24 protein-coding genes and 1 pseudogene are annotated in these 24,888 nt (G+C 70.3%); 11 read left to right on the top strand and 14 right to left on the bottom strand.

The features are described from left to right. The first annotated feature begins 96 nt into the window (after positions 1-96). Complete coding sequence (locus ABZ478_RS22545; protein WP_359552180.1) at positions 97-618, top strand: YceI family protein; 522 nt, start codon at positions 97-99, stop codon at positions 616-618. A 60-nt stretch (positions 619-678) separates the two neighbouring features. Here ABZ478_RS22545 and ABZ478_RS22540 read toward each other — a convergent pair whose 3' ends face one another. From ABZ478_RS22540 to ABZ478_RS22530, 3 genes are all read right to left on the bottom strand, one after another. After that, the gene (locus ABZ478_RS22540; RefSeq protein ID WP_359552178.1) at positions 679-993 is read right to left on the bottom strand and encodes a hypothetical protein; all 315 of its coding nucleotides are present in this window, start codon (positions 991-993) and stop codon (positions 679-681) included. Positions 994-1,215: 222 nt separating this feature from the next. Beyond that, a complete protein-coding gene (locus tag ABZ478_RS22535; protein WP_359552176.1) occupies positions 1,216-1,629 on the bottom strand; it encodes a hypothetical protein in 414 nt (137 codons plus the stop codon). Positions 1,630-1,679: 50 nt separating this feature from the next. After that, on the bottom strand, positions 1,680-2,264 hold the full coding sequence (locus ABZ478_RS22530) for a TetR family transcriptional regulator (protein WP_359552175.1): 585 nt from the start codon (positions 2,262-2,264) through the stop codon (positions 1,680-1,682). Positions 2,265-2,401: 137 nt separating this feature from the next. Here ABZ478_RS22530 and ABZ478_RS22525 point away from each other — a divergent pair, with 137 nt between their 5' ends. Both ABZ478_RS22525 and ABZ478_RS22520 read left to right on the top strand, forming a co-directional pair. Further along, the gene (locus ABZ478_RS22525; RefSeq protein ID WP_359552173.1) at positions 2,402-2,980 is read left to right on the top strand and encodes a hypothetical protein; all 579 of its coding nucleotides are present in this window, start codon (positions 2,402-2,404) and stop codon (positions 2,978-2,980) included. Between the two features lie 153 nt (positions 2,981-3,133). Next, positions 3,134-5,518, top strand: coding sequence for a hypothetical protein (locus ABZ478_RS22520; RefSeq protein WP_359552171.1), 2,385 nt, complete (start codon positions 3,134-3,136; stop codon positions 5,516-5,518). A gap of 84 nt (positions 5,519-5,602) precedes the next feature. On the opposite strand, the gene ABZ478_RS22515 is transcribed toward ABZ478_RS22520, so the two are convergent. Beyond that, positions 5,603-5,764 carry a hypothetical protein gene (locus ABZ478_RS22515; protein ID WP_359552169.1) on the bottom strand — a complete coding sequence of 54 codons (162 nt, stop codon included), beginning with the start codon at positions 5,762-5,764 and terminating at the stop codon, positions 5,603-5,605. 393 nt (positions 5,765-6,157) lie between these two features. On the opposite strand from ABZ478_RS22515, the gene ABZ478_RS22510 reads away from it, so the two are divergent. The 3 genes from ABZ478_RS22510 (at position 6,158) to ABZ478_RS22500 (ending at position 9,832) form a co-directional block, all read left to right on the top strand. Next, positions 6,158-7,066 carry an intradiol ring-cleavage dioxygenase gene (locus ABZ478_RS22510; protein ID WP_359552354.1) on the top strand — a complete coding sequence of 303 codons (909 nt, stop codon included), beginning with the start codon at positions 6,158-6,160 and terminating at the stop codon, positions 7,064-7,066. A 946-nt stretch (positions 7,067-8,012) separates the two neighbouring features. Then, positions 8,013-9,164, top strand: coding sequence for a globin domain-containing protein (locus ABZ478_RS22505; RefSeq protein ID WP_359552168.1), 1,152 nt, complete (start codon positions 8,013-8,015; stop codon positions 9,162-9,164). Further along, entirely contained in the window at positions 9,161-9,832 is a 672-nt protein-coding gene (locus ABZ478_RS22500) for a pyridoxamine 5'-phosphate oxidase family protein (protein ID WP_359552166.1), read from the top strand. The genes ABZ478_RS22505 and ABZ478_RS22500 overlap by 4 nt, the downstream gene beginning before the upstream one ends. Before the next feature lie 234 nt (positions 9,833-10,066). Here ABZ478_RS22500 and ABZ478_RS22495 read toward each other — a convergent pair whose 3' ends face one another. Then, positions 10,067-10,930, bottom strand: a complete 864-nt coding sequence (locus tag ABZ478_RS22495) for a serine hydrolase domain-containing protein (protein WP_359552164.1) — start codon at positions 10,928-10,930, stop codon at positions 10,067-10,069. Between the two features lie 362 nt (positions 10,931-11,292). On the opposite strand from ABZ478_RS22495, the gene ABZ478_RS22490 reads away from it, so the two are divergent. Further along, positions 11,293-13,962: a tetratricopeptide repeat protein gene (locus tag ABZ478_RS22490; RefSeq protein WP_359552163.1), complete on the top strand. Its 2,670-nt coding sequence runs from the start codon at positions 11,293-11,295 to the stop codon at positions 13,960-13,962. A 79-nt stretch (positions 13,963-14,041) separates the two neighbouring features. On the opposite strand, the gene ABZ478_RS22485 is transcribed toward ABZ478_RS22490, so the two are convergent. The 7 genes from ABZ478_RS22485 to ABZ478_RS22455 all read right to left on the bottom strand — a co-directional run bounded on the left by ABZ478_RS22485 (position 14,042) and on the right by ABZ478_RS22455 (position 20,495). Continuing rightward, complete coding sequence (locus ABZ478_RS22485; RefSeq protein ID WP_359552161.1) at positions 14,042-15,580, bottom strand: hypothetical protein; 1,539 nt, start codon at positions 15,578-15,580, stop codon at positions 14,042-14,044. Next, positions 15,577-16,269 (bottom strand): aspartate/glutamate racemase family protein, encoded by a 693-nt coding sequence (locus ABZ478_RS22480; RefSeq protein ID WP_359552159.1) that lies wholly within the window; start codon positions 16,267-16,269, stop codon positions 15,577-15,579. The genes ABZ478_RS22485 and ABZ478_RS22480 overlap by 4 nt, the downstream gene beginning before the upstream one ends. A gap of 5 nt (positions 16,270-16,274) precedes the next feature. Then, positions 16,275-17,441: an aminotransferase class I/II-fold pyridoxal phosphate-dependent enzyme gene (locus ABZ478_RS22475; protein WP_359552157.1), complete on the bottom strand. Its 1,167-nt coding sequence runs from the start codon at positions 17,439-17,441 to the stop codon at positions 16,275-16,277. A 13-nt stretch (positions 17,442-17,454) separates the two neighbouring features. Then, complete coding sequence (locus ABZ478_RS22470) at positions 17,455-18,216, bottom strand: DapH/DapD/GlmU-related protein (RefSeq protein WP_359552155.1); 762 nt, start codon at positions 18,214-18,216, stop codon at positions 17,455-17,457. After that, complete coding sequence (locus ABZ478_RS22465; RefSeq protein WP_359552153.1) at positions 18,213-19,112, bottom strand: pyridoxal-phosphate dependent enzyme; 900 nt, start codon at positions 19,110-19,112, stop codon at positions 18,213-18,215. The genes ABZ478_RS22470 and ABZ478_RS22465 overlap by 4 nt, the downstream gene beginning before the upstream one ends. Positions 19,113-19,345: 233 nt before the next feature. Then, positions 19,346-19,903, bottom strand: coding sequence for a TetR family transcriptional regulator (locus ABZ478_RS22460; protein ID WP_359552151.1), 558 nt, complete (start codon positions 19,901-19,903; stop codon positions 19,346-19,348). Between the two features lie 10 nt (positions 19,904-19,913). After that, on the bottom strand, positions 19,914-20,495 hold the full coding sequence (locus tag ABZ478_RS22455; RefSeq protein WP_359552149.1) for a sugar O-acetyltransferase: 582 nt from the start codon (positions 20,493-20,495) through the stop codon (positions 19,914-19,916). A gap of 128 nt (positions 20,496-20,623) precedes the next feature. On the opposite strand from ABZ478_RS22455, the gene ABZ478_RS22450 reads away from it, so the two are divergent. The 3 genes from ABZ478_RS22450 to ABZ478_RS22440 all read left to right on the top strand — a co-directional run bounded on the left by ABZ478_RS22450 (position 20,624) and on the right by ABZ478_RS22440 (position 22,929). Next, entirely contained in the window at positions 20,624-21,865 is a 1,242-nt protein-coding gene (locus tag ABZ478_RS22450; RefSeq protein ID WP_359552147.1) for a sensor histidine kinase, read from the top strand. Continuing rightward, entirely contained in the window at positions 21,837-22,505 is a 669-nt protein-coding gene (locus ABZ478_RS22445) for a response regulator transcription factor (protein ID WP_359552145.1), read from the top strand. Before ABZ478_RS22450 ends, ABZ478_RS22445 begins: the two co-directional genes overlap by 29 nt. 160 nt (positions 22,506-22,665) lie before the next feature. Beyond that, the gene (locus ABZ478_RS22440) at positions 22,666-22,929 is read left to right on the top strand and encodes a hypothetical protein (RefSeq protein ID WP_359552143.1); all 264 of its coding nucleotides are present in this window, start codon (positions 22,666-22,668) and stop codon (positions 22,927-22,929) included. A gap of 321 nt (positions 22,930-23,250) precedes the next feature. Here ABZ478_RS22440 and ABZ478_RS22435 read toward each other — a convergent pair whose 3' ends face one another. Continuing rightward, the gene (locus ABZ478_RS22435) at positions 23,251-23,421 is read right to left on the bottom strand and encodes a hydrophobic protein (protein ID WP_070029835.1); all 171 of its coding nucleotides are present in this window, start codon (positions 23,419-23,421) and stop codon (positions 23,251-23,253) included. 246 nt (positions 23,422-23,667) lie between these two features. Between ABZ478_RS22435 and ABZ478_RS22430 the strand changes: the two genes are divergently transcribed. Continuing rightward, positions 23,668-23,841, top strand: coding sequence for a CsbD family protein (locus ABZ478_RS22430; protein ID WP_359552141.1), 174 nt, complete (start codon positions 23,668-23,670; stop codon positions 23,839-23,841). Positions 23,842-24,087: 246 nt separating this feature from the next. Here the strand turns inward: ABZ478_RS22430 and ABZ478_RS22425 are convergent. Then, positions 24,088-24,620 (bottom strand): annotated as a pseudogene (locus ABZ478_RS22425) (kinase). Positions 24,621-24,888 lie beyond the last annotated feature (268 nt).

The following is a 24,888-nucleotide window of genomic DNA, read 5'->3' as shown; positions in this document are numbered from 1 at the left end:
CACCGCTGGTGAGGCAACGGGGTCTGGTGCGCCACCGCCGTGTGCGAGACGCTGGTCCATCCGAATCGATCATCAGCACACGGAGGCCATGCGCCCATGGCAATGCCCGGAACTCCAGAGCAGTCCTTGCCTGCGGGCACCTACGAGATCGATCCGGTGGCGTCGACGGTCCGGTTCGGCACGCGTGCCATGTTCGGGCTGCTACCGGTGCGTGGGACGTTCGCTGTCCGTCGTGGCCGGATCACCGTTGCCGGGACTCCGGAGGAGTCGTCGGTGGAAGTCGCGATCGACGCGGCCAGCTTCGAGTCGGGCAATCAGCAGCGCGACGATCACGTCAGGTCCCCCGACTACCTGGACGTGGCGCGACACCCCGAGATCGCCTTCCGGAGCGAGAGCCTGGAGAGATCGGGCCAGGGTGCCTCCTTGCGCGGACAGTTGAGTGTCTGCGGAGTGACGCGGCCGGTTCGCGTCACGATCAACACCGTCGCCGGCGAAGGCAAGCGGATCACGGTCAACGGCACCGCCACGGTAGACAGATACGCCTTCGGCGTCACAAGGGCCAAGGGCATGACAGGCCGCCACCTGGAGATCACTTTGGAAGTCGTCGCGAACCGCTGAGGACGGCCTGGCCCTTCGGTCTTGGCCGGGCCCCACTCGTCCGGGCCTGCTTGCGGAGGGTCAGGCGAGGGCGTCGCGGAGGTAGGCGGGCAGCAGCCGACAGATCGAGGGATCCGCCGTCCAGTTCCGGTCGGCGAGTTCATCCGCCAGGACGGTCAGAGGGCCGCCGCTGCCGGTGCGGACCACGGCCCTGAACGTTTCCCCACCGCGGACCGGAGCCCGGGCGAGCTGGCAGGCCAGGACCGCACGGCCCACCTCGGCCGGGTCCGCGTCGGTGATCGCACGGCCGTAACCCTTGCAGATCCACACACGGCTGAACGGCTCGTACAGCTGGACCTCCCACACCAGACAGCCGGGGTCTCTCTCACGGGACATGGGTGCGATCATGCCCCTGATCACCCACCGCACTGCCCGTACCGGCCAGTACTGTCCGAAAGCACACCCTCCTCGGCGCGGAGCCGACTGCTGTCACCGTGAGGGGCAGGTTTCACCCGTGGATCTGAATACAACACCGTCCTGATGAGGCCCTGGACCACGGCGCGGCGGGGTGACCCGCACGATGCATCCGGCCGGTGAGGACGGCCAAGGTCCGACCGGTCAGCCCTCTGGTAGCAAGCCACCGGACCGGTCCGTGTGGACCAGGATTCCAGGGGAGTCGGGATCGACCTTGCCCGTGTAGTGGTCCGGCCAGAAGTACCGCCGGGTGCGGGGCAGGGGCACCTCGACGAGTCGGCCGTCACGCATCATCCACAGGCCGAAGCAGTCGTCTTCCTCATCGTGGATCAGCACCTGCACGGAGTGCGGCGATGGCCAGGGCAGCGACTCGAGGTGTGGCAGCAGTCCGATCCATCGGCTCCGCCGTATGAACTCGATGGCCCAGCCGCCGAACATGCCGTGCCCGATATCGGTGAAGTGCCCAGCCCACTCGCGGCTGTCGTCCGGCCGGGTCAGCGGTTCCATGATCTCTTCTGCGTCACTGGCCAACACGATGACCTCGGCGAATCTGCTCATGGGCGAATATCACCGGACACGCGGAAGGAACCGCAATCGAATAAGGGCGCTCAGGCTCCCCGCGCTCGCAGAATGCCTTCGACGCCCGACCGGAAGGTCTCGGAGATCAGTTTCGGGTCGAAGAGGCAGCCGGCGGCCATGGCGCCGTCCCGGAGCATGACGAGGTGCCGTCCGGCTTCGTCGGCGGGAGCGTCGCCCACCTGCGCCAGCAACTCGGTCACGGTGTCCAGGAACCACCGGCGATGGGCCAGCACGGCTCGGTGGATGGGGTGCGTGGGGTCGGGATATTCGGCCACCGCGTTGAGGAAGGCGCAGCCGCGGAACCCGGGGCCCTGGATGCCTTCGGTGATGAACCGGCCGACCGCCCGGACCTTGTCCGCTGCCGACCGCTCGCCCGCCTGAGCGGCCTCGACCCCGGCCCGGATTCCCCGGTCGGCCTGATCGAGGTAGGCGAGGACGAGTTCTTCCTTGCCGGCGAAGTGCCGGTACAGCGTGGCACGGGTGACCTGCGCCTCCGCGATGATCCGGTCGACGCCGACGGAGTGGATTCCCTCCGCGTAGAAGATTTTGGTCGCCGTGCCGAGCAGCCGCGCCCGCGCCGCCGACGTGCTCCCGCCCCCTGATCCCTCGCTCATGCGGCCAGACTACCCCACCCGTGAGGGAGAACGTTCGGTCTTGACAGGCGCCACTCTCGCCCTCTTGGATACCGAAAGAGACCGAACGTTCTCCCCCTCGTCGGGGATACGCACGCCTTCAGTGAGAGGAACCTCCCATGGACACCCTTGCCGGTACCCCCGCCACCAGCGCTCCCGCAGCCCTGCGCAGGCTGTACCTCACGCGCTTCGTGTTCGCCGCTGTGTGGGCAGCCCTGCTGTTCTCGACCGCCGACACCCTGGGCGCGTTCACTGCCGCACTGCTGGTGATCTATCCCCTGTTCGACGTGGCGTGTGCGGTCATCGACATCAGGTCCGCCCAGGTGAACGGGCGGCCGGTGCGTGGTCTTCACGTGAACATCGCGCTCAGCACCCTCACCGCCATCGGTCTCGCCATCGCCGCGGCCTCCGGCATCCCCGCCGTCCTGCGGGTCTGGGGTGCCTGGGCCGTCACGGCGGGCATCGTCCAGGTCATCGTCGGCGCCGCCCGACGCCGACTCGGCGGCCAGTGGGCGATGATCGCCAGCGGCTCCCTCTCCACCCTCGCCGGCGCCTCGTTCATCGCCCAGGCGGGCGAGGACGGCGCCTCCTTGAGCGACCTGGCCGGCTACGCCTTCGTCGGCGGCGTCTTCTTCCTCGTCTCCGCCCTCCGCCTGGGGCGCACCCGCACCAAGGCGGTGGCCGGCGAGCGGGGCTGAGGCCGGGGGCCGGGGGCCGAGCAGGCGGTAGCGCGACGCGTCCCGTCCGTGAGCCGAGTGCGCTCGCCCCACGGGGCTCCTCCCCCGGACCTGAGTACCTTCTGAGTAGGCGCGCTCATGTTCCACGAGGTGGCAGGGACCACACTCCGAACCATGACACATGTTCCGCCACCGGCCGAGGAATTGCGGCTCATCGACACCGAGTTGTGGCAACTGGACGCTCGTCGCGTCCAGTTGCTGGCGCGCCGCGCCTGGTTGGTCGGCCGGCTTTCGTCGTTCCCGCAGCCCGGTCCGGTGCCGCCCGCGGCCACACCCTCGCCGCAAACCCCCGAGACCACCGCACCGCGTGTGCAGAATGTGCTGCTGCTCTTGGGCGGCCTGCTGCTGACCATCGCCGCCATCGCGTTCACGCTGGTCAGCTGGGGGCATCTGGGGATCGCCGGACGTGCGCTGGTGCTGGGCGCGGTCACGGTGGCCACCCTGGCCGCTCCGCTGCCGCTGCTGGGTCGTGGCCTGCGCTCGACGGCCGAGGCGGTGGCGGGGCTCGCGCTGGCGCTCACGGTGCTCGACGCCTACGCGCTGTACGCGGTCGCCCTCACCGGCATGGACGCCACGGCGTACACGGCCGGAGCGTCGGCGGTGCTGACCGCCGTATGGACGGGATACGGGTTCCTGCCGCGTCTGAGGTCGCTGCGGCTGCCTCTTCCGGCCGCGGTGACCGTCGCCCAACTGCCGCTGCTGCTGTGGGCGGTGGCAGCCGGCGCGGGGCAGTACGGGATCACCGGCGCGCTGCTTCTGACGGCCATGGGCGACACGACGGTGGCGCTGCGCGCTCCGGCCGGGCCGGTGCGGATCACCGCCACGGCCGGCGCGTACGGCATGGGGGTGTGGGGCGCGCTGAGCGCGGGCTGGCTGTCGTGGACGGCCGGCGGTCCGGGCGCCGCGACCCGGGCGGCCGCGCTGCTGCTGTTCGCGGCCGGTGTCGCGCTGACGGCGGCATGGCGGGATCGTGCCGCGGGGCACGCCGTCGGGCTGTCCCTCGCGGCCGGTCTGCTCGCCGTCACCGCGCTCGGCGGCATCGTCCACCCGGCGCTGCCGTCCACCTGGGCCGTTCCAGCCCATCTCGCCTTCGGTGTCGCGCTGCTGGCGGCGGTACGGGTCAAGCGTCTCCTCGAGCCGGTGCGGCGCGGTCTCGCCCTCGCCTCCGCCGCCGTGCAGGGCCTGGCGGTGCTGTGGGCGCTGCCCCTGCTCGCGCTGACGCTGCTGGGGCCGGCCGGCTGGGCGGCACGGGTGTGGTCGGGGGCACCGGCCGGTGCCCGTGAGGCCGTGACGGTGGGGGCGCCGTGGCTGCCGCAGTCGCAGTCGGCGCCGCTGGTCCTTGCGGCCGTCGCCACCGTCCTCGCACTCGCGGTCCGCACCGCGGCGTGGCGGCCCAAGGCGCTGACGGGCGTGCTCGTGCTCGGGTGGTCCGCGCTCATGCTCCTCCCGGTGGTGACGGACCTGCCCTACCCGGCGTCGCTCGTGGTGGAGGTGCTGGCGACGGCGGCCCTGCTCGCGGTGGCGGCACGGCCCCGCTCGACGGAAGGCACCGGCCCGCTCCCGGCGTTGGTGCTCGCCCTCCTCACCTCCCTCTCGCTCGCGTTCCTCTCGCTGCCGACGCGATCCGCGACCGTGGGAGTGCTCACCGCTCTGACGGCACTCTTCGCGGCCGTCTCCCTCAAGCAGCGGCTGACCACGGTCACCGTCCCGGCCGCGCTCGGGTACGGCGCCGCCTGGGCGTGCGCCGTGGGCGCCGCGGCGGGCTGGGCACCGCAGCACACCGCGCTCCTCGTACTCGTGGCCCCGGCGGTGGCGGCGCTGTGCGCCGCACGAAACGCCGACGCGCGGACGACCGTCACGGCCGAGGTGACGGGCACGGCCGCCGGTCTCCTGGCGCTCGCGCTGACGGTCGGCGATCCGGCGATGCTCTCCCTGGCGCTGTCCCTGTCCGGGACGATCGTCGCCGGGACGGCCCTGCGCGCCGACCGCCGCCCCGCCGCGTACGCGGCCACCGCGCTGTTCGCACTGGCCGCCTGGGTGCGCCTGGCGGCCTGGGGCGTCACGGCGCCGGAGGCGTACATGGTGCCGTTGTCCGTCCCGGCGCTCGTGATGGGCGCGCTACGGCGGCGTCGTGACCCGCAGGCGTCGTCGTGGACGGCGTACGGCCCCGGTCTGGCCACCGCGCTCATCCCGAGCCTCGCGGCCGCCTGGACCGACGTCCACGCCACCCGCCCGTTGCTGCTGGGCGCGGCGGCGCTGCTCGTCACGCTGGTGGGCGCCCGGCACCGGCTGCGGGCACCGCTGCTGCTCGGCGGCGGGGTGCTCGTGCTGGACGCGCTGCACGAGCTGGCCCCCTACCTGATGCAGATCACCGGCCTCCTCCCCCGCTGGGTGCCTCCCGCACTCGCCGGAGTGCTGCTGCTCGCCGTCGGCGCGACGTACGAACAGCGGCTGCGGGACGTACGGCGCGCGCGGGACCTGCTCGGCCGGATGGATTAGGCCGTCTCGCTCCGAGTACCCGGGGTCCGCGCCGTGCGAGATCGTGGGCGGCACGCCCGCCGGCGGTTCCTCGGGGTCCGCGCCTCAGGGGGCTTCCCCCTCGGCGGCCGGCGGGGCGGTGTCGTCGTCCTCGCCCTTGGCGCGCACGTCCGGCGGGGTGGGCGCGGTGATGTTCCGCTGCTCCGCGGACCGCTCCTTCGTCTCCTCGTCGACCTGCGCGGTGTCCTTCTCCTCGGAAGTACTCACCACTTCGCCCCTTTCATCGGTACGGATCGGACGGCACCCCGGCACACCATCGCGTCAGCGGCCCGCACCGCCGGGACGACCGTTCCGGACATTCCTTCTTCCATCTGGAGCACAGGTTCCCTGGGCCAGCGATCCGACGCACGCGGTCGAAGATGTTCCGGTCATCGAGGTCCTCCCCGGTTGTCGGCCCACCCGCGCGGCCTGCCGCTCAGCCGAACTGGGAATCCTCGCCCGCCGACAGGCCGCGGCGAGGACCGTTCGGAGGTTGACCGGATCAGGTCGCTGATTCACATCGCTCTCACAGCCGGCCTTCCTACTGTCGCGGCCATGACCAATCCACCTCTCGATGAGCCCGACAACGCCGTCGTCTCACAAGTCTTGTCACGCCGCCGCATGCTTGCCCTGGGCGGGGCCGGAGCCGTCGCCCTTGCCGGGATCGCCACCGCCGCCAACGCCTCCACCGGCGACACCGCCACCGACCTCGGCACTCTCGACGCGGCGGAGGCCAACGCCCTGGCCGCCGGTGCGTGCATGCGACTGACCACCGAGCAGATCGAAGGTCCCTACTACATCGACTACGAGCTCTTCCGGAAGAACGTCGTGGAGGACCGCACCGGCATACCGCTTCTCCTCCGCCTCCGCGCCGTGGACGCCGTCACCTGCAGGCCCATCCGCAACTCGGCCATCGAAATCTGGCACTGCGACGCATCCGGCGTCTACTCCGGCTACACCGGGAACGGCAACGGAGGCGGCGGGACTCCTACCGGCCGGCCGCCGAGCCCTCCGCCCTCCGGCACGCCGACGGGGCCGCCCCCGGGCGGTGGTGGCGGAGGCCATGCCACGCCCACGGACGACCTCACCTGGCTGCGCGGCATCCAGATGACGGATCATCAGGGCTTCGTCACCTTCCGGACCGTCTTCCCCGGCTGGTACACCGGCCGTGCCGTCCACATCCACACCAAGGTGCACACCGGCGGCAGCCGGACCTCCACCGGCTACACCGGCGGGCGTACCTGCCATACCGGACAGTTCTACTTCGCGGAGAACGCGGTGAAGGCCACCGAGGGCATCGCCCCCTACGCGGCGAACACCGTGGCCCGGGTCACCCTCGACGAGGACATGCTCTACCCGGGGACCGGCACACAAGGCGGCCTGCTCCGGCTCGTCTACGACCGCCGGGGGATCGAGCAAGGTGTCCTCGGCTCCATCACGATGGCCGTGGACCCCACCGCGAGCAACGAAGGCGGAGGCTCGCCCGGCGGCAGCCCGGCTCCCGAGTCCTCGCCATCGCCCAGTGCGTGACAGACGTCCGCTTCTTCGATATCGCGGGCTGACCTCGGAGGCGGCGCTCGCTCGGCGCCGGCACCCTCGGGGCGAGGGCTGCCCGTTTCCGGTGCAGTCGGCCCGTGATCGGGCGGGGCATGCGGGCTCCCGCCCGCATGCCCCGCCTGTCTGTGCGGAGCGTCGCGGGCGACCTCCTACCGTCCGGTAGCCCCGTGCCTGTTTTCTTGCCGCACCCTCCTGGGTCATACGTCGGCTCCTTCGAACGCTAGGGTGACGGGCGCCTGACGGTTGCCCGTCCCAGGCAGCCGGGCTGCCTGCGTAGGCACCTGCTCACGCATACGTGGGGCTCTCGGCGGTTACGGTCCAGCGTCCGACGACGTCGCCCCGCTCCTGTCGCGGGTGCCGACGTGGAGAGAAGAAGGCACGTGAGTTCCATACACAGCGCTCGCCGGCGCACTGGCGTCACCCATCTCGCACCCATGCCGCCTGGTGGTGGGCTCCATACCGAAAGCCATCCCACGGCACCAGCGGCAGAGTCCCCGGCGGTCGTCCCCGCCCGCGCCCCGGTCCCTGCCCTTGCCTCTGCCCTCGGACAGACGTCCCCGGCGAGGACGCCGTCGGGTCGACATCGCCAGGCGCCGGCAGGTACCCGAAGTGAGCGCCGCAACCCGCCCAGGCCGGATGTCCCGCTCAGCGTGCGGAAACGAGCGAGCGACGGGAGTGGAGGAGTTCCGGCCTCGGAACAAGTGCCCTGTCTCCGGGTTCACGCCGCTTCGGCAGCGGAACACGTCTGGGACGGACGGTGACGGGCAGGTTCGAGTTCATGCAACGCACCTCGCACCCCGTCAGACCGCCCGGGCCGGCGGACGGATGGAGCACCGCCACAACCCGCCCGGCCTTCCCTGCCGCACCCGGTCCCATCGCAGCCGCCCAGCCCCCTGTCAGTGCTGAGGACGTCGCGCTGGTGCGGGCCAGCCTCGCTGTCGTCTCTCCTCATGTCGCCGAGCTGGCAGCGCACTTCTACAGCATCCTGTTCGCGCGTTACCCCCAGGTCAGGAATCTGTTTCCGGCCGATCTCGACGTCCAGCGGGAACGTCTGGTGCGCGCCCTGCTGCGCATCGTGGAACTGGTCGACGACACCGACAACCTCGTGGCGTTCTGCTCCCGCCTGGGGCGCGGCCACCGCAAGTTCGGCACACAGAGCGCCCACTACCCGGCCGTCGGCGAATGCCTGCTGCTGGCCCTCTCCCACTTCGCGGGCCCGGCATGGAGCCCGGCGCTGGCGGCGGCATGGCAGCGTGCCTACACCGCTGCCGCGGACGTGATGGCCCGGGCCGCCGAGGAGGACGCCCGGGACCGCCCGGCCGTGTGGGACGCGCACATCGTCGGGCACGTGCACCGCGGACACGGAATCGCCGAGATCACCGTCCGGCCACAGCTGCCGTACCCGTTCGTGGCGGGCCAGTACGTGAGCATCGAAACGCCGTGGGCACCGAGACTGTGGCGCCAGTACTCCCCCGCGCACGCCCCACGGCCCGATTCCGAGCTGACCTTCCACGTACGTGCCGTACCGGGAGGAAAGGTCAGCAACGCGCTCGTTCACCAAGCTCGACCGGGAGACCCTGTCAGGCTCGGTCCGCCGGAAGGCGACATGGTCCTGCGTCCGACCCCCCAACGGGACCTGCTCTTCGTGGCCGGCGGCACCGGCCTCGCTCCGATTCGCGCCCTGATCGAGGAAGCGGCCCGGGACGGCATCGGTGACGCACGGCAAGTCAGTCTGTTCATCGGCGCCAGGACGGCGGACGAACTGTACGGACTCGATGACATGCTGCGTATGTCCCAGCGCTACCACTGGCTGCGCGTCCGGGCGGCGGTCTCCCACGAGCGCATCGTGGGACTGGAGGGCACGCTGCCCGAGGTACTGGCGGAATTCGGCCCCTGGTACCGGCATGAGGCGTACCTGTGCGGCCCCCCGCAAATGCTGGGCGAAGCCGTGCAGGCCCTGCGGCGCCACGGTGTCCCGTCTCGTCACATCCACTACGACCCTTGGGACACCCCCGTGCTGACGGCCCCGTTGGGGCCGCCCCCGCCCGACGAGGAGACGGACCAGCTGTGAACGGCCCCGAGACGCCCGGCTCTTCCGGAGAACGACTGCTGCAGCAGCAGCTCGGCACCACCGACCGGGCGGCCGCCTTCTACGACCGTCAGGTGCACCCCTATCTGACCCCCGCGATGCGGGAGTTCATAGCCCGGCAGAACATGGTGTTCCTGTCGACCGCGGACTCCGGGGGAGCCTGCGACGCCAGTTTCCGCTCCGGACCGCCGGGCTTCTGCGTCTCCCCCGACGAGCGCTCTCTGACCTACCCCGAATACCGGGGCAACGGTGTCCTGGCCAGTGCGGGCAACATGACCGAGAACCCCCACCTCGGCATGCTGTTCATGGACTTCACCCATGACCACATAGGGCTGCACGTGAACGGCACGGTCAGGCTGTACACGGACCACGAGCTCCGCACGTGGTACCCCCATCTGCCGACCGACCCCGCGCCCGGCCGCCAACCTCACCTGTGGGTGCACCTCACCGTCGAGGAAGCCTACGTCCACTGCTCCAAGCACATCCCCCACCTCGAGCCCGCCCCACGCCCCCGTTCGGCCACGGACCGGAACCGTCCCAAGGACAGCGCGTACTTCCCGGAACCTGCCCCCGCTCACCAGGCCCCGGAATCGGTCGACGCCGAAGCCGACCGCACCTCGTGGCGAGACCGCCTGCGGATCCGCCAGTGACCCCGTCCCGCGGCTCCGACGACACGTTCCTCCCCGCAAGCCCCTCTCATCCCGCCGGGGCTGTTCGGCTCGAGGTCCGGGTGCCGCGACCATTGCGGTGGTGACCGACAGCGGTTCCACAGGTCACGGTCACCCCGGACCCGGCGGGCCCGTCCACCGACGGGCCCACCGCTGCACGGCCGCACCGGACCGGTTACGGCGCGCGTGAGGGCGGTCCCACCATCGGGGCCGCCCTCAGCTTCGCCTCAATACCTCGATGCCGGCCTGGTCCGTGTCCTCGGGTGTTCCACCGAGGCGGTGGATCACGACCCAGCGACCGTCGTCCATCGCTCCCGTGAACAGGGAGGCGTCGCGCGTCGCGCCGTTGTGCCAGCGCAGCGGGCCCGCCGTTTGCCAGGATGGCGCGGGCTCCCCCAACCTGCGTTCGACCAGGATTCGTTCGACCAGTTCGGCGGCCGCGCGAGGGGTGGCCCACAGGCCCCCTGCGGGCAGGATCGCGCCGTCCATGGTCCAGGGTTTGCGAACTCTTCCCAAGCGGCCTCGGGCCAGTAGGCGGCGGCCCGGGTCCGGGCTCGCGGTCACCTCTGTTATGGCCAGCGGGCGCAGGACGTACTCGGTCACCAACTCCTCATAGGTGGTGCCGGCCGCAGTGGTCAGGGCTTCACCGAGGAAGGCGTAACCGAGGTTGGAGTACTCCTCATGCCGACCGGGTGGGCGGGTGACGACGGTGTCGAGCCGGTTCAGCAACTGGTGAGCGGTACGACGGTCGAACGTCGCGTACGGGTTCCGGCGCGGGAGGCGAGGCGGCAGACGCGGCAGGCCGGACGTGTGCTGGGCAAGGTGGAGCAGTGTGATCCCCGTTCCGGGAGTCGCCGGAAGCCACCGCTCGAGGGGGTCTTCGAGCGCGAGCAGCCCGCCCTCGGCCATGCGGGTCAGAGCGGTGCCGGTGATGACCTTGGTGAGAGAGCCGATTTCGACGAAGCGGTCGACGGCATGGCCGTTACTGACTGCGGGTGGAGCGGCGTTGCTCAGGATGCAGGTGGGAACTCGGTGCACGAGGGTCCTTTCTGGAGTGTTCCGGCTTTCCGACTCGGGCAAGTCGGCACGACAGCCTGCGGTAGGTCGCGCGCGCGAGCGCGTGTCTGCATCGTGAGGTGAAGCACCCACCACAGTGACGGCTCATCATCGGCGCCGCACTTTTGTCCTCGTGAGACACCCAGTTCCACGGAGGCGTTTCGGACGGAGAATTGGCCAGAATCATTGGCCACGACTCTCCCGATTTCAGCATTCCTCCGCGCCTCGGCGGACAACTGATTCCTCGTGAGGACAGCGCGACAGAAGTGCCGGGACGACGAGAGTCGTTTCTCTTGCGTGCCTAGGCACGAGGGCCTGACGATGATTTAGTCGTACGGATTGCGTCGTACGCAGGACATCGATCGCCGGTTCCGGTACGGGGGAATATGGCCAAGAACATTAGGCCCGTTTTGCTGGCCACGGGCGCAGCCGTCGCGGTGTCGCTCCCCGGTGTCTTCGCCGCCGCCCAGCTCAAGTCCCCGGCCGTCGCGGCCAGTGCCGCCGGACTGGCGGCCGTGGTCGGCGTGTTCGCCGGATTCTTCAAGGACAGTCTGCTGCAAAGGTTCCAGAAGGATCTGGAGAACGCGACCTTCGTGCGCGACGGGTGTCTGACCACCCAGGGCGAACTGCCGCTCGTCCGGGACGTCGTCGAGCCGACGTGGCTCGGTGTGCACGCGGCGCGCCGCACAACCGGCCGAACGTCCACCGGCCAGCCTCCGTACGTGCCCCGTGACATCGACGACGAGTTACGGGAACACCTCGCGGCCGCCGGCGCGTTCGTCCTGATCGTCGGTGATTCGACGGCGGGGAAGTCGCGCGCCGCGTACGAGGCGCTCACCGCGACGCTTCCTCAGCACACTCTCATCGCACCCCAGGCGCGCACGGCACTCCCCTACGCGATCGAGCAGACGAACGGCACGCCTCGCGCGGTGCTCTGGCTCGACGACCTGGAGCGGTTCCTCGGCGACGGCGGCCTGTCGAGAAACCTGATCACCAGGTTCCTCGACACCAAGGGGCAGCACCGCGTCGTGCTGGCCACCATCAGGGCCTCCGAACTGAACACCTATCTGCGCACGGACAACGGTTCGCGCCCACTGAACCGCGAAGTGCTGGACGCGCTCGCGCTGGCCCATCGCATCGACCTGCCCCGGATGTTCTCGCTGGCCGAACGTGGCCGTGCGGCAACCCGCACCTGGGATCCCCGCATCACCGCCGCGCTCGACCACGCCGACCGGTTCGGCATCGCGGAGTACCTGTCGGCCGGGCCGGAGCTCCTGCACCTGTGGCATGCCGCGCGCGACGGCGGTGACCACGTGCTCGGTGCCGCTCTGGTCTCCGCCGCGGTCGACTACCGCAGGGCCGGCGTGACCGCTCCCCTGCCGCGCGCCGCGCTGGAGGAACTGGCCGTCCACTACCTTCCCCGACGAGGCGGCACTCCCGTCCCGGGTGAGGCCCCGGCGCAGGCCTGGGAGTGGGCGAACGAGGTCCGCACGACCACCGCCCTGCTCACCCCGGTGGGCACCGACTCCTTCGACGTCTACGACTATCTCGTGGACGAGACGATCCGCACGGCCGCCTCTCCGGTCACCGACACGGTGCTCGTGGCGGCCCTGCGTTTCGCGGACGCCGCGGATTCCATGCGCATCGGCACCATCGCCCGCGCGCACGGCAGGTACGCCATCGCGCTGAGCGCGTACGAGGGAGTGCGCAACGCCCGGATCGCCTCGCTCGGGGAGGACGACCCCGACACGCTCACTAGCCGAGGGAACTACGCGGCGGTGCTGCGGGTACTGGGCAGACTGCACGAGGCGGAGTGCGAGCACCGGGCCGTCCTCGAAGCCAGGGAACGCGTGCTCGGACTGGAGGATCCCGCCACCTTGGTGAGCCGGAACAATCTGGCCCTGGTGCTGCGTGATCTGGACCGGCTGGAGGAGGCCGAGGCACAGCACCGCATCGTCAGCGCCGTACGGATGCGCGACCTCGGCGACAACCATCCCGCCACCCTCACCAACCGCAACAATCACGCCTTCGTCCTGCACGATCTCGGTCAGGTGGCCGAGGCCGAGGCCGAGCACTGCGCCGTGCTGATGGCCTACCAGCGGCTGCTCGAGACCGCGGAGGCCGAACTGACCGCCGGCACGCCTAACACGGCCGCGGTGCTCAGGTCGCTGGGCCGGCTGGAGGACGCCGAGGCCGAGCACCAGACCGTGCTGGACACCAGTACTCGGGTGTTCGATCCGGACCATCCCGACGCCCTGACGAGCCGCGGCAGCCCCACCCTGGTGCTCCATGCCGTGGAGCGACTGGACGAGGCGGAGGAGATGCACCGTTCGGTGTACGAGGGCTACGCGCGCGTGCTGGGGCCCGACCACCCGTCGACACTCACCAGCCGGGAGAACCTGGCGGTGGTCCTGCACGCCCAGGGCAAGGTGGACGAGGCGGAGAAGGAACACCGGGCCGTGGTCGACAACTTCGCCAGGGTGCTCGGCCCCGACCACCCCTCGACTCTCACCAGCCGGTCGAATCTGGCAGTCGTCCTGCAGGCCCTGGGCAGGGCACCGGAGGCGGAGAAGGAACACCGCGCCGTGGTCGAGGCGTTCTCCCGGGTCGTCGGCCCCGACCACCCCTCGACGCTCACGAGCCGCAACTATCTCGCGGCGCTGCTGCTGTCGCTGGACAGGACGGTGCAGGCCGAGGCGGAGCTGCGGGCCGTCCTCGACGGTTTCCGTCGCGTGCTGGGCGACGACCATTCCTCGACGCTGACGAGCCGGGGCAACCTGGGCGTGGTGTTGCACGCGCTCGGCCGTTACGAGGAGGCCGAGGCCGAACTGCGGGCCGTTTCCGCCGGGTTCACACGGTTGCGGGGTCCCCTGCATCCGTCGACGTTGTCCAGCCGGTCGAACCGTGCGGCCGCTCTGCACTCCAGGGGTTCCGTCGCCGAGGCCGAGGCCGAACTGCGTGCCGTCCTCGAAGGGTTCATCCAGGTACTCGGGGCCGAACATCCCCGTACGGTGCGTGCGAGGGAGTCGCTGCGGCGCGGCGGACGCCGGCGGTGAGGGCCGGGACCTCGGGGCAGCCGGCCGGAGCGCGGGGTGCGGAGGGGGCGCGGGGTGGCGGGGCGAGCCCCTGGGCGGGTCACGCGGGCCGGGGACGCGGCCTGGACTCACCCAGTGTGTCCAGCAGTTGGTTGAACTCCCTGACGAGTTGCTCGCACTCCGCCGCCGACCTGCCGATGGCCGTGACCCCCATCTTCCCGTAGCGGGCGAGCGCCGGCCACAGGTGTGGGACGACACCCCGTCCGGCGTCGCGGTCGAGGCGGAGCCGGGGGGACTGGTGCAGGGCCGTGATCAGTGTGGCGGTGGACGTTCCGCGGCTCGACGGGGACAGTACGCTGTCGGTCGCGCGGAAGAACACGTCGCGGCCGTCAGGGGCCACCAGCCGATCGGGTACGGCGGCGTGCAGGGGAAGTACGGCCCGCACGGTGCGGTTGGGGTGGGTGCTGCCCGTCTGCCGCATGTTTATCTCGGTGGCGAACAGTGCGGTGCCCTCGCCCCGGCGGCCGGCGCGGACCGCCATGAAGTCGATGCCGACGTGGCCGCGGACGCCCCGCGCGGCGAGCGCGGCGAAGGCTTTCAGCGCCTGGCGCTCCACCTCGTCGCGGTACCCGGCATGGGCCGGGTAGCGGCAGCCGAGGTAGTCACCGGCGGTTCCCACGAGTTGGTCGTGCACGCCCAGCAGTTCCACTCGGACGGATCCGTCCGGCTCGGGACGCAAGTGCCCCAGGGCGCTGGGGTGCTGGACGGCGCCGCCGGGCCCCGCCTCCACACGCCGTTCCACGACGGCGCCCACCGTGCCGAGCCACCGCAGGAAGTGTGCCCGGCGGACGCCTGCGCCCATCGGGCTCAGGGAGGCGCAGAGTTCCCGTTCCACGATGGACGGGCGGTCCGAGTCGACGGCCACGAAGGCGTTGCCGTGCCCGGACCCGAATCCGTGGTCGAGTTTGACGACCCAGTGGCCGGGGCCGTGGAGGCGCACCAGCGTCGCCAGCCGGACGGCCAGCGACGCCACACCGTGTTCGGCGACGTAGGAGCCGGGGAGGTGGCGTACACCGGCCGCCCGAAACAGTTGCCTGCTGCCCGACTTGTGGCCCCAGCCGAGCGTGCGGGGATCGGCCTCCAGCAGGTCGGTTCCCAGGGCCTGGGCGAGGTGTGCCATGCGCGGGCTTGAGGCGAAGCACGCCAGGCCTTCGACGGTGTGCCCGGAGCGGCGTGCCAGCGCGACGGTCCGCCGCAGGCGCCGGACGAGACGGGCGTCGTCGAGGACTTTCTCGCTCAGGTGCCGGTCGCTGTCGTCGTCGATCTCGACCAGGGCGTGCCGCGCACGGCGGTCGGCGGCGGACGCCGGGCTCGCGGGCAGGATGCGCAGGAGGTAGTCCTCGACATCGGCGCCTATCGCGGGGGCCTGCAGCATGACCAGGGCGAGATCGGTTTCCGATGCCACACGCAGCGACTCCCAGAGTCCCCGGGAGGAGGACAGCCAGCGGCCCACCCCGAAGGACATCTCCTCCGCGCTGAACTCCTGCGAGGGGCACACGAGGCGCAGCCGCAGGCCCTTGCGGGCGCGGAGCGTGGCGTCAAGCCTGTCGAGCGGCTCCGTGCGCGCCCGCGCGGTCACGAGCTGAGCGCCCAGTCCAAGGCTGACTGAACGTGGATGAGGGTGGTGTCGAAGACCGGCAGCGGGCTGGTCTGTTCGTCGATCAGCAGGCCGATCTCCGTGCAGCCGAGGATGACCGCCTGGGCGCCGCGGGCGGCGAGCCCTTCGACGATCCTGATGTAGGTGTCGCGGGACGAGTCGAGAACGTGGCCGAGACACAGCTCATGGTAAATGATCTTGTGGACGCGGGCCCGCTCCTCCGGTTCCGGGACGAGGACGTCGAACCCGCGCGCCGTCAGGCGGTCCCGGTAGAAGTCCTGCTCCATCGTGTACCGCGTGCCGAGCAGAGCGACTTTCTCCACTCCGGCCCGCTCCAGGGCGTCCGCGGTACCGTCGGCGATGTGCAGGACCGGAACACCGAGGCCCTCCTGAATCGCGGGGTAGACACGGTGCATTGTGTTGGTGCAGATCAGTACGCAGTCCGCGCCCGCCAGTTCCAGTTGGCGGGCGTGTTTCGCCAAGTACTCTCCCGCTTGCGCCCAGTCTCCTCGCTCCTGCATTTTCTCCACCTCGGCGAAGTCGACGGAGTGCAGCACGCAGCGGGCCGAGTGCAGACCGCCCAGGCGATCCCGGACCCCTCGGTTGAGCTCCTGGTAGTAGTACACCGTCGACTCCCAGCTCATGCCGCCGAGGAGACCAATGACCTTCATTACTTTCATCCTTTCCCGTCGCACGCGTCGAGAGCGTGACCAAATCTTTGCAGCAGAATTTCGAGGCGGGCTTCCGACGTGCCGAAATTGAAACGGACAAATCCGCCCAGCGATGCGCCAAAGACACTACCAGGCAACACCGAGATTTTTGCCGCTTTCATCAGGACGTCACGGGCGTCGCAGTCGACACCCGCACCCCGAAGATCGATCCACGCAAGATAGGTGGCAGCCGGCGGCGTGTATTGCACTTGCTCGAATGTTGATATGAAATCTGCCAATCTGGCTCGGTTGATGCTCAATTGCGCCCGTAATTGATCCAGCCAGCTTCCACATGATTCCCACGCCGCGATCGTGGCCGCGACCCCGAGCGCGCTGGCCCCGCTGCGCAGGTGCCACGGCAGCGTCCGGAACCTCGTGTGCAGCTCGTCGCTGCCGAAGTGGCCGACGGCGCAGCGGAGCCCGGCGATGTTGAAGCTCTTCGCCGCCGAAGTGAACACGACAGTGCGTTCGGCGGCTTCACGTACGGAGGCGATCGAACGGCATTCCGTCCCGTCGTAGACGATCTCCGCATGGACCTCGTCGGTGAAGACGACGGTGTCCCGGCGCGCGGCCAGGCCGGCGAGCGCCTCCAAAGTGGCCGGGTCGAAGACGTGACCGGTCGGGTTGTGCGGCTGGCAGAGCAGGATGAGGCGCAACCGCCGGGCCCGTTCCACGCCGGCCCAGGCGGCCGCCACGGCGTCGTCGCCGATGTTCCCCACGGGCAGCAGCAGCGGGCGGCGCCCTAGCGAGCGGATCGCCTCCAGGAACGGCGGATAGGTGGGAGTGTGGACGAGCACCTCATCACCATCTCGGGTGAAGGCGAGAATCACGCAGCACAAGCCCTGGACGATCTGCGCGCAGACCTCCACCGCCCGCGCGTCCGGGCGCCAGCCGCCGGTGCGCCGCGTCCGGTCGGCGAACAGCTCGGCCAGGCGCGCCGGAGCGCCTGCCGTGTAGTCGGGATAGCCGAGCGCGGAGCGTTCGACGGCGGCTGACAGCGCCGCGCGGATGGGCGGTGCCACCGCGAAGTCCAGCTCCGCTATGTCCGCCGGGACGACGTCGTCGGGGGCGCGGCCCCACTTCAGGCCACCGCCCGCCCGCAGTTGGTCGTCGCTGAGCGCGATCAGACGCATGGACGCACGCCCCCTACACGGCTTCTTCGACGCCGTCGATGTCCTCGATGTCCTCGGCGAGACCCGCCGGACGTCTCGCGCCGGTGCTCGTGACCTGGAGGACGGAGATCACCCGGATGCGGGAGCCCGAGGGGACGTCGGTCGTGATCCGCGCGCCCGACTCGATGCGGCAGTCGTCACCGATGCTGACCGGTCCGTAGACGGAGACGTTCCCGGCGATCTCGACGCGGTCCCCGATCCGGGGATGCCGCCTGCCCGCCCACTGAGCGGGGCCGCTCCGGATCGACCGGCTGCCCAGGACGACGTTCTGGAGCAGGTAGCAGTCGCTGCCGATGCGCACCTGTTCGCCGATGACGGTGCCGTAGCCGTGGTCGATGACCGCGCGGCTGCCGATGACGGCCGCCGGGTGGATCTCCACGCCGCTCTGCCGCTTGGCGGTCTCGGCGACACACCGGGCGGCGATCGCGATCCCGTTGTCCGTCTGCCGGCCCTGGGAAAGGGCGGCGCCTGTCCGATGCAGCACGTGGGCCACGCGGTGCGCCAGCAGCGCGCGGAAGCTGAGGTAGCTCTCGTACGCGTAGACGGGGCTCGAGGCGGCCGCCGGGTCCCGGACCACCAGTGCGTAGAGGTCCTCGAGCACCCTCAGCGGGACGTCCGCCATCAGCTCCTGCACTGCCGCCGGGCCGAGTCCGCTGCGCGCGAGCCCCTTGCTCACCGGACGCAGGATCCCTCTGATGTCCGCCTGGATCCGCCGGATCGGCACGGTGTCCTTCATTCGTAGTCCTCCCCGCGGTCAAAGAGAAAGGAGACGCACACGCCCCGGGAGGAAGGACTTCCGGTACCCGGAGGACGGACCTTGAGTACGGCCGCGAAATTGGCGCAGCTGCTGGGGCCGACGAACAGGCGGTGTGTCGCGGACAGCGTGCGCTCCGCCGCGGTGACTTCCTCGTCCGTGACGGGCACGATGCCGTCCAGTTCACCGCTCGGGAAAAAGGGAGCCGGCTGCCCGACCGAGAATCCCTGCAGGCCGTGACTGCCATGGACATCGGTCTTGAGGTCGCAGTTCGGCGGCTCGACTCCGATCACACGGACACGCTCGAACCATTGCCGCAGGGTCGACGAGACGCCTCGCGCGGTCGCTCCGGTGCCGAGTCCGCTGACAATGCTCACCGTGGTGTCACGGCCGTATCCGCGACCGATGAGCTGGGCCAGGATCTCCGCTCCGGTACCCCGTTCGTGAGCCGTGGGATTCGCGTGATTCCCGAACTGGTTCAAATAGTGGTAACGCCCGGGTTCACTGCGCATCATCCGCTGCACAGCGGCTTCGTTGTCCTCGCAGTCGGGAAAGCTGACCCCCCGGTCCACTACCGTCGCACCCAGCCGGGCGGCCAGCCGCTTCTTGGTTTTCGAATATCCCGGGTCGGTGATCAGTACGAGCTCATAGCCGCGTATTCTCGCCTCGATGGCGAGCCCGATTCCCAGATTTCCGCCGGTACGCTCGATCAATGCCGTGGATCCGCCTGGTTCGACGAGCCCACGCCGTTCGGCGTCGTCGATCAGCGCCCGGGCCACTCTCGCCTTGTGACTGCGCCCCGGATGCAGGAACTCACACTTCAGAAAGACACCAGGAAGGGCTTCGAACAACGGAGTTGGGAGAACAGTGTCCGACATGTCCAGAGCGTAGTACTGGTCATGACAACCATCAAGAGAGTCGCGAATTTTTCAGCCATCAAGACCGCGCGTTTGAACATCAACGGTGAATCGAGAATTCCTGTTGTTTCTCTTGGGGCTCCCGCGAAGTCACGGATCCGGTGAATCGGCGCCGCGACGACACGTCCGCACGCCTTCCGGCGGACGGCCGGGGAGCCCGTGCAGCACCGGTCAGGTGCGTGCTGCACGGGCGGTCAAGGGGAACGCTCCCCGGCCGCGGTGATGCGGTTGATCGCCTCGAGCGTCAGGGCGCGGTCGTGGGGTTGACGCGAGAGCGCTCGGTGCAGCGTCAGCCCCTCGATGAGCGCGTCGAGCTGCCGAGCGGTGTCGGCGTCGAAGTGCTTCTCCAGATGGACACGGCTGCGGCGCATCCACTCATGCGTGAGATCCCGGTAGTCGGGCCGGCGAGCCGCGAGCGTGTACAGCTCCTGGGTGAGCACCAGGTCGCGCCTGTCCCCCTCGGACAGCACGTGCACGAGGTCGGCCACCGCCTCCCGGGCCCGGCCCGGATCGGCCGGAGCGGCCAGGTGGTCGTCGAACACCATGACGATGTGGTCGGTGAAGCGTCTGAAGGCTTCTCGCAGCACCTCGTCCATGCCGCTGAAGTGGTAGGTCATCGATCCCAGGGGGACGCCGGCACGTGCCGCGATCTTCCGGTGGGAGACGCGGACGATGCCTTCCTCGGCGATGAGGTCGAGGGTGGCGTCGAGGATGCGTGCGCGGCGCTGGGGGTCGGTGTGTCCGGTGGCCATGACGGCAGGCTCACAGACTCCGCACGACGCGGGCGGGATTGCCGACGGCGACGACGTTCGCGGGCACGTCCTTGGTGACGACGGCACCGGCACCGATGACGGAGTTCTCCCCGATGGTGACTCCGGGCAGGACGATGGCGCCGCCACCGATCCACACGTTGTCGCCGATGGTGATCGGCCGGGCGGCTTCGAGCTTGTCGCGCCGCGGCTTCGGCTCCAGCGGATGGGTCGGAGTCAGCAACTGGACGTTGGGCCCGATCTGGCAGTCGCCGCCGATCGTGATGGCCGCGACGTCCAGCGCCGTGAGGTTGTAGTTGACGAAGGTGCGCGCCCCGACGGTGATGTTGCTGCCGTAGTCGACGTGGAGCGGCGGACGCAGATGGGCCTGCTCGCCCAGGGCTCCGAGCAGTTCCCGCAGCAGCGTCTGCGCGGCGTCGGCGTCCTCCGCGTAGGCCGCTTGGTAACGGGTGGCCAGGCGCACGGCGCGCTGCTGGCGCTGAGCGATCTCGGGATCGTCGGCGATGTAGAGATCGCCCGCTTCCATGCGCTCCAGGTTCGTGCGCGGGTCCTGCGCGAAGTAGTCCGTCGGCATGCGCGGCAGCATACCTTCTCGAATGTACGAACGTACACTCTCGTCGGACGCACGCCGCCGCGCCGGACACATCGTTGCCGGGGCCGCCACGCGATGCCCGATCCCGCTGCCGACCCTACGGTGGGGGCATGGTGGTGATCAGCAACGAAAGTCGGCAAACGCCGGCCCGGAGAGGCGTGGTGGAGGCGCTGGGCCTGGCCGTCCTGTTCCTGCTGTCCGTGGTGGCCGCCTCGATCGAACCGCACGAGCACCGGTTCTCGTTGCGCTGGACCGGCGTGGTGCTGGCGGGAGTCGGCTGCTCCGCACTCGTCCGGCGGCGCCGCCACCCGATCGGCGTACTGGCCGTCGCACTCGGCTGCGGGGTGGGCTTCCTGGTCCTCGGATTCCGGGAGAGCCCGCTGGTCCTCAGCCCGGTTCTGCTGTCCGTCTACACCGTGGCCCTGCTGACCGACCGGCGTACCACCTGGATGGCCGCGTCCGCCTCGGCCGCCACTCTGGTGGGCGCCGCCATTCTGTGCGCCCCCCGCTCATGGCTGAACCCCGACAACGTGGCACTGCTGGCCTGGACGGCGCTGCCGGCCGCTGTCGGCGACGGTCTGCGCTCCCGCCGCGCCTATGTGGCGGCCGTGGAGGAACGGGCGGTGCATGCGGAACGCACCCGTGAACAGGAGGCGCAGCAGCGGGTGGCGGCCGAACGGGTGCGCATCGCACGCGAGTTGCACGACATCGTCGCGCACCACATCGCGCTGATCAACGCCCAGGCGGGCGTGGCCGCCCATCTCGCGAAGCGCCGGCCGGAACAGATACTGACCGCGTTGGAGGACATCCGGGACACCAGCCGGTCGGCCCTCGACGAGCTGAGGGTGACCGTGGGACTGCTGAGGCAGTCGGGCGACCCGGTCGCACCGCGCACCCCTGCGCCGGGGCTGGCCGACATACCGGTGCTCCTGGCGTCCTTCGCCCGTGCGGGGCTGGCCGTGGGACTCACCCGCCACGGCACCGCCGTCCCGCTGGCACCGGCGGTCGACCTCACCGCTTACCGGATCGTCCAGGAAGCCCTGACCAACGTACGCAAGCACGCCGGCGCGGACCACGCCCGGCTGATCCTGCACCACCACCCCGAGCGGCTGACGATCACCGTGGAGGACGACGGGGGAACCGCGCGGCACCAGCCCGCGCCCGCCGGTACCGGGCACGGGCTGATCGGGATGCGGGAGCGGGTGGCCACGGTCGGCGGCCGGCTGCGCGCCGGGCCGCGCCCGGAGGGCGGCTTCAACGTGACGGCCGACCTTCCGCTGCGCCCCGGTCGGCTGGTCGGCGAGACACCGAGGAGAGACGGGCATGACGATTCGCGTACTGCTTGCCGATGACCAGGCCCTGCTGCGGGGCACCTTCAAGATGCTGTTCGAGTCCACCGGTGACATGGAGACGGTGGGCGAGGCGTCCAACGGTCACGAGGCGGTGGAACTGGCGCGGACCCGGCACCCTGACGTGGTCCTGATGGACATCCGCATGCCGGAGATGGACGGCCTCGACGCCACCCGGCTGATCAGCGAGTCCGAGGATCTCGCAGCGGTGAAGGTGCTCGTCCTGACCACCTTCGAGGACGACGAGCACGTGGCCGAAGCACTGCGCGCGGGCGCGAGTGGCTTCCTGGGCAAGGGCGCGCGTCCCGAGGAACTGGTCGAGGCCGTCCGCACGGTCGCCGCCGGCGACGCGCTGCTGTCACCCGCGGCCACAGGTGCGCTGATCAGGCGTTTCCTCGCCCAGCCGGACCCTTGCACGGGAGAGGTGCACGAGCGCCTGGAGTGCCTGACGCCACGGGAGCGCGATGTCCTGGCTCTGGTGGCCCTGGGGTTGTCGAACGACGAGATCGCCGAGCGGTTGTTCGTCAGCCCGCTGACCGCGAAGACCCACGTCAACCGGGCCATGACCAAGCTCGCGGCCCGCGACCGGGCCCAGCTCGTGGTCATCGCCTACCAGTGCGGCCTGGCCACCGCGGTGCCCTGACCAGCGCGTGCTCGCTCCGCTGCGTGTACCGGCATGCCTGTCCCGGCTGTAGACGGGCGTCCCGGGTACCGCAGTCGTGGTAGCCAGGAATCGCTGCGGTGGGACGACGCGCGAGGGGCCGTCGCTGAGCGAAGGTGAGAGGGCGAACGGAGGTCTCACCATGATTGAAGCTCTCAGCAGGATCGGCGATGGCGACCGGACAGCGGTGGCGGACCGTCAGGAGAACGACTGCCTCGCTGCCGTGGCACCGCAGCTGTCTCTCCTGCGGCATTCCCTGACCAGTGGAAACCACCGCGACGAACACGGATACGCCGACGGCCGGCCGGGGCACGGTCACCTGCGGCCCGCTCGTCGCAAGCCGGCTCCCACCGTCGGACGGCTCACGCTGCCGCAGTGGGTGAGCCGGACCAAGCACGTCGGCTGATGCCGGGCCCGAGGCGGGCGGGCGATGGCGTCCGCCGGCCATGCGCCCCTTCCGCGGCGCTCGTGCGACCGGACCGCTCCGTACGAGCAAAGAGGAGCAGCAGGGCACCGGCCCCGCAGAGGCAGGAGGCGCAGGGTTCCACTGCGGCTTCCACGGGGCCGGTGCATGGCACACATACCCCTCGATGCGCCCGATACGCCCGACCCATCCCCGCCACCCGAGCGGGATGTGCCCTCATGCACGACGTGGGGCCCGGCCGTTCCCGGCCGGGCCCCACGTCAATCTCCGCCGCCGGCGGCGCTCCTCACAGAGGAACCGCGCCTACCAGCGGTACCAGCGGCCCTTGCGGCCCGTGCCGTCCGCGGACCGGACGACGAAGCCCAGCAGCCACACGACCAGCACGATCACCGCGATCCACCACAGTGCCTTCAGGGCGAAGCCCGCACCGAAGAGGATCAGAGCCAGCAGAAGAACCAGAAGCAGGGGAACCATTGTTATCAACCTCCTGGCCACCGGATGCCCTTACTTCGCCCCTACAAGCACGCAAATTATGAGTTATTTCCAAGGAGCGAAGGGCACGCGCACGCCACGCACGATTCCCCCTGCGCGACATCTGATGCACCGCGGCCTCGCCGCGGCGAATACTGAGTGCGAATCTCTGGCCGTAGGTTTGCCGGCGCCGAGCGAGGTCATCCGCACAGCGAGGACTCACGCAGCAGCCAAAGGAGAGTGAACGGCATGGCCGCCAGTGAGAAGGCCCGGGCCAAGGCAGAGCAGGCAGTCGGCAAGGCCGCCCAGGCAGTCGGACGAGCCACCGGCAACGAGAAGCTGATCGCCAAGGGCCACGCAGCCGAGGCCGCGGGCAACGCCCGCCAGGCCAAGGAGGCGGTCAAGGACACGGCCCGGCACTGACGGGCGATCGGCAACTTCACGTGGGGGCGGTCCCGGCATTCGGGACCGCCCCCACCTCTGCGCCCTGGAAGGTCTCGGGTCACGGCCGGTCGAACACGGGGCCTCCGACGGAGACCGTCTCACCACACAGGGCCACAGCTTCCACGCACGCCTCGGCATCTCCCCGCGCACACAGGCACTCCTCCCCCATCGCTCGCATGCGGCCGGCGTGCTCCGTCCCCGGCAGTGGACCGGCGAGCACCCCGGTCAGCGGTCCAGGGCGGGCAGGTGGGCCAGGCCGGTGTCGAGCATGATGCGGTCGACGGTCTCGTCCAGGGCGCTGCCGGCACCGATGACCGTCTCGGACCCGCCGGGCAGCAGATCACTCGGCCGGTACCAGTCACGCAGCCTCGCGTCGTCGACGTCGTCGGCGATCGGCTTGGTGGCGTGCCGGGCGAGGGTCTCCTCCAACGGCACGTCCAGGTAGTAATTGTGGGTCGGACCACGGTGGTCGGAGCGCAGCCGGGTGAGCATGTCGCCGTAGTGGTCGGCGTAGAGGATGCCTTCGAGTACGACGTGATACCCGGCGTCGAGTGCGTCGCGGGCCGTCAGGTCGATCAGGCCGATGTTCGCCGCTCCGGGCCGGTCCCACTCGCGGAGCACGACACGGCGGAGGTTGTCCTGGCCGACCAGGGCCAGACCACGGCCGAACTCTCGCGGATACCTCCCGCGACGGACGACTTGCCCGAGGCACTGTTGCCGCGCAGGACGACCAATCGTGTTTCCCCGCTGCCGACCATCACGGCGGTCAGGCTACCGGCGACCGGTGAACCGTGCGTCTTCCGCCGGGGTCGCCGCGGCCGGGAAGTCTGTGGCCGCAGGCCGGTGCCGGCCGATCGAGGGCGGCAGTTTCCCGTCGGCCGTCGGACCGTCGGGCCGACGATGACGTGACCTGGTTGAACGTTCGAGCGTGGTCCAGTCCGCCGCCATGGGCTCTGCGCAGGGGGAGAGTTCCGCGCGTGCGAGAATTGGTCTAGTCCCTTTTTGGTCCAGACCATTGACCCGCCG

It is taken from the genome of Streptomyces sp. NPDC005706 (assembly GCF_040631045.1).
GTDB lineage: Bacteria > Actinomycetota > Actinomycetes > Streptomycetales > Streptomycetaceae > Streptomyces.
The sequence above is the reverse complement of the archived record's forward strand: the minus strand, read 5'-3'. Positions and strand labels throughout refer to the sequence as shown.

Coding starts and splice junctions, on each gene's coding strand:
- ABZ478_RS22465 (WP_359552153.1), bottom strand. CDS start 19,112: ATGTCGGACACTGTTCTCCCAACTCCGTTGTTCGAAGCCCTTCCTGGT.
- ABZ478_RS22525 (WP_359552173.1), top strand. CDS start 2,402: ATGGACACCCTTGCCGGTACCCCCGCCACCAGCGCTCCCGCAGCCCTG.
- ABZ478_RS22490 (WP_359552163.1), top strand. CDS start 11,293: ATGGCCAAGAACATTAGGCCCGTTTTGCTGGCCACGGGCGCAGCCGTC.
- ABZ478_RS22545 (WP_359552180.1), top strand. CDS start 97: ATGGCAATGCCCGGAACTCCAGAGCAGTCCTTGCCTGCGGGCACCTAC.
- ABZ478_RS22520 (WP_359552171.1), top strand. CDS start 3,134: ATGACACATGTTCCGCCACCGGCCGAGGAATTGCGGCTCATCGACACC.
- ABZ478_RS22445 (WP_359552145.1), top strand. CDS start 21,837: ATGACGATTCGCGTACTGCTTGCCGATGACCAGGCCCTGCTGCGGGGC.
- ABZ478_RS22530 (WP_359552175.1), bottom strand. CDS start 2,264: ATGAGCGAGGGATCAGGGGGCGGGAGCACGTCGGCGGCGCGGGCGCGG.
- ABZ478_RS22535 (WP_359552176.1), bottom strand. CDS start 1,629: ATGAGCAGATTCGCCGAGGTCATCGTGTTGGCCAGTGACGCAGAAGAG.
- ABZ478_RS22455 (WP_359552149.1), bottom strand. CDS start 20,495: ATGCCGACGGACTACTTCGCGCAGGACCCGCGCACGAACCTGGAGCGC.
- ABZ478_RS22480 (WP_359552159.1), bottom strand. CDS start 16,269: ATGAAGGTCATTGGTCTCCTCGGCGGCATGAGCTGGGAGTCGACGGTG.
- ABZ478_RS22475 (WP_359552157.1), bottom strand. CDS start 17,441: ATGCGTCTGATCGCGCTCAGCGACGACCAACTGCGGGCGGGCGGTGGC.
- ABZ478_RS22510 (WP_359552354.1), top strand. CDS start 6,158: ATGCTTGCCCTGGGCGGGGCCGGAGCCGTCGCCCTTGCCGGGATCGCC.
- ABZ478_RS22460 (WP_359552151.1), bottom strand. CDS start 19,903: ATGGCCACCGGACACACCGACCCCCAGCGCCGCGCACGCATCCTCGAC.
- ABZ478_RS22540 (WP_359552178.1), bottom strand. CDS start 993: ATGTCCCGTGAGAGAGACCCCGGCTGTCTGGTGTGGGAGGTCCAGCTG.
- ABZ478_RS22440 (WP_359552143.1), top strand. CDS start 22,666: ATGATTGAAGCTCTCAGCAGGATCGGCGATGGCGACCGGACAGCGGTG.
- ABZ478_RS22435 (WP_070029835.1), bottom strand. CDS start 23,421: ATGGTTCCCCTGCTTCTGGTTCTTCTGCTGGCTCTGATCCTCTTCGGT.
- ABZ478_RS22450 (WP_359552147.1), top strand. CDS start 20,624: ATGGTGGTGATCAGCAACGAAAGTCGGCAAACGCCGGCCCGGAGAGGC.
- ABZ478_RS22430 (WP_359552141.1), top strand. CDS start 23,668: ATGGCCGCCAGTGAGAAGGCCCGGGCCAAGGCAGAGCAGGCAGTCGGC.
- ABZ478_RS22470 (WP_359552155.1), bottom strand. CDS start 18,216: ATGAAGGACACCGTGCCGATCCGGCGGATCCAGGCGGACATCAGAGGG.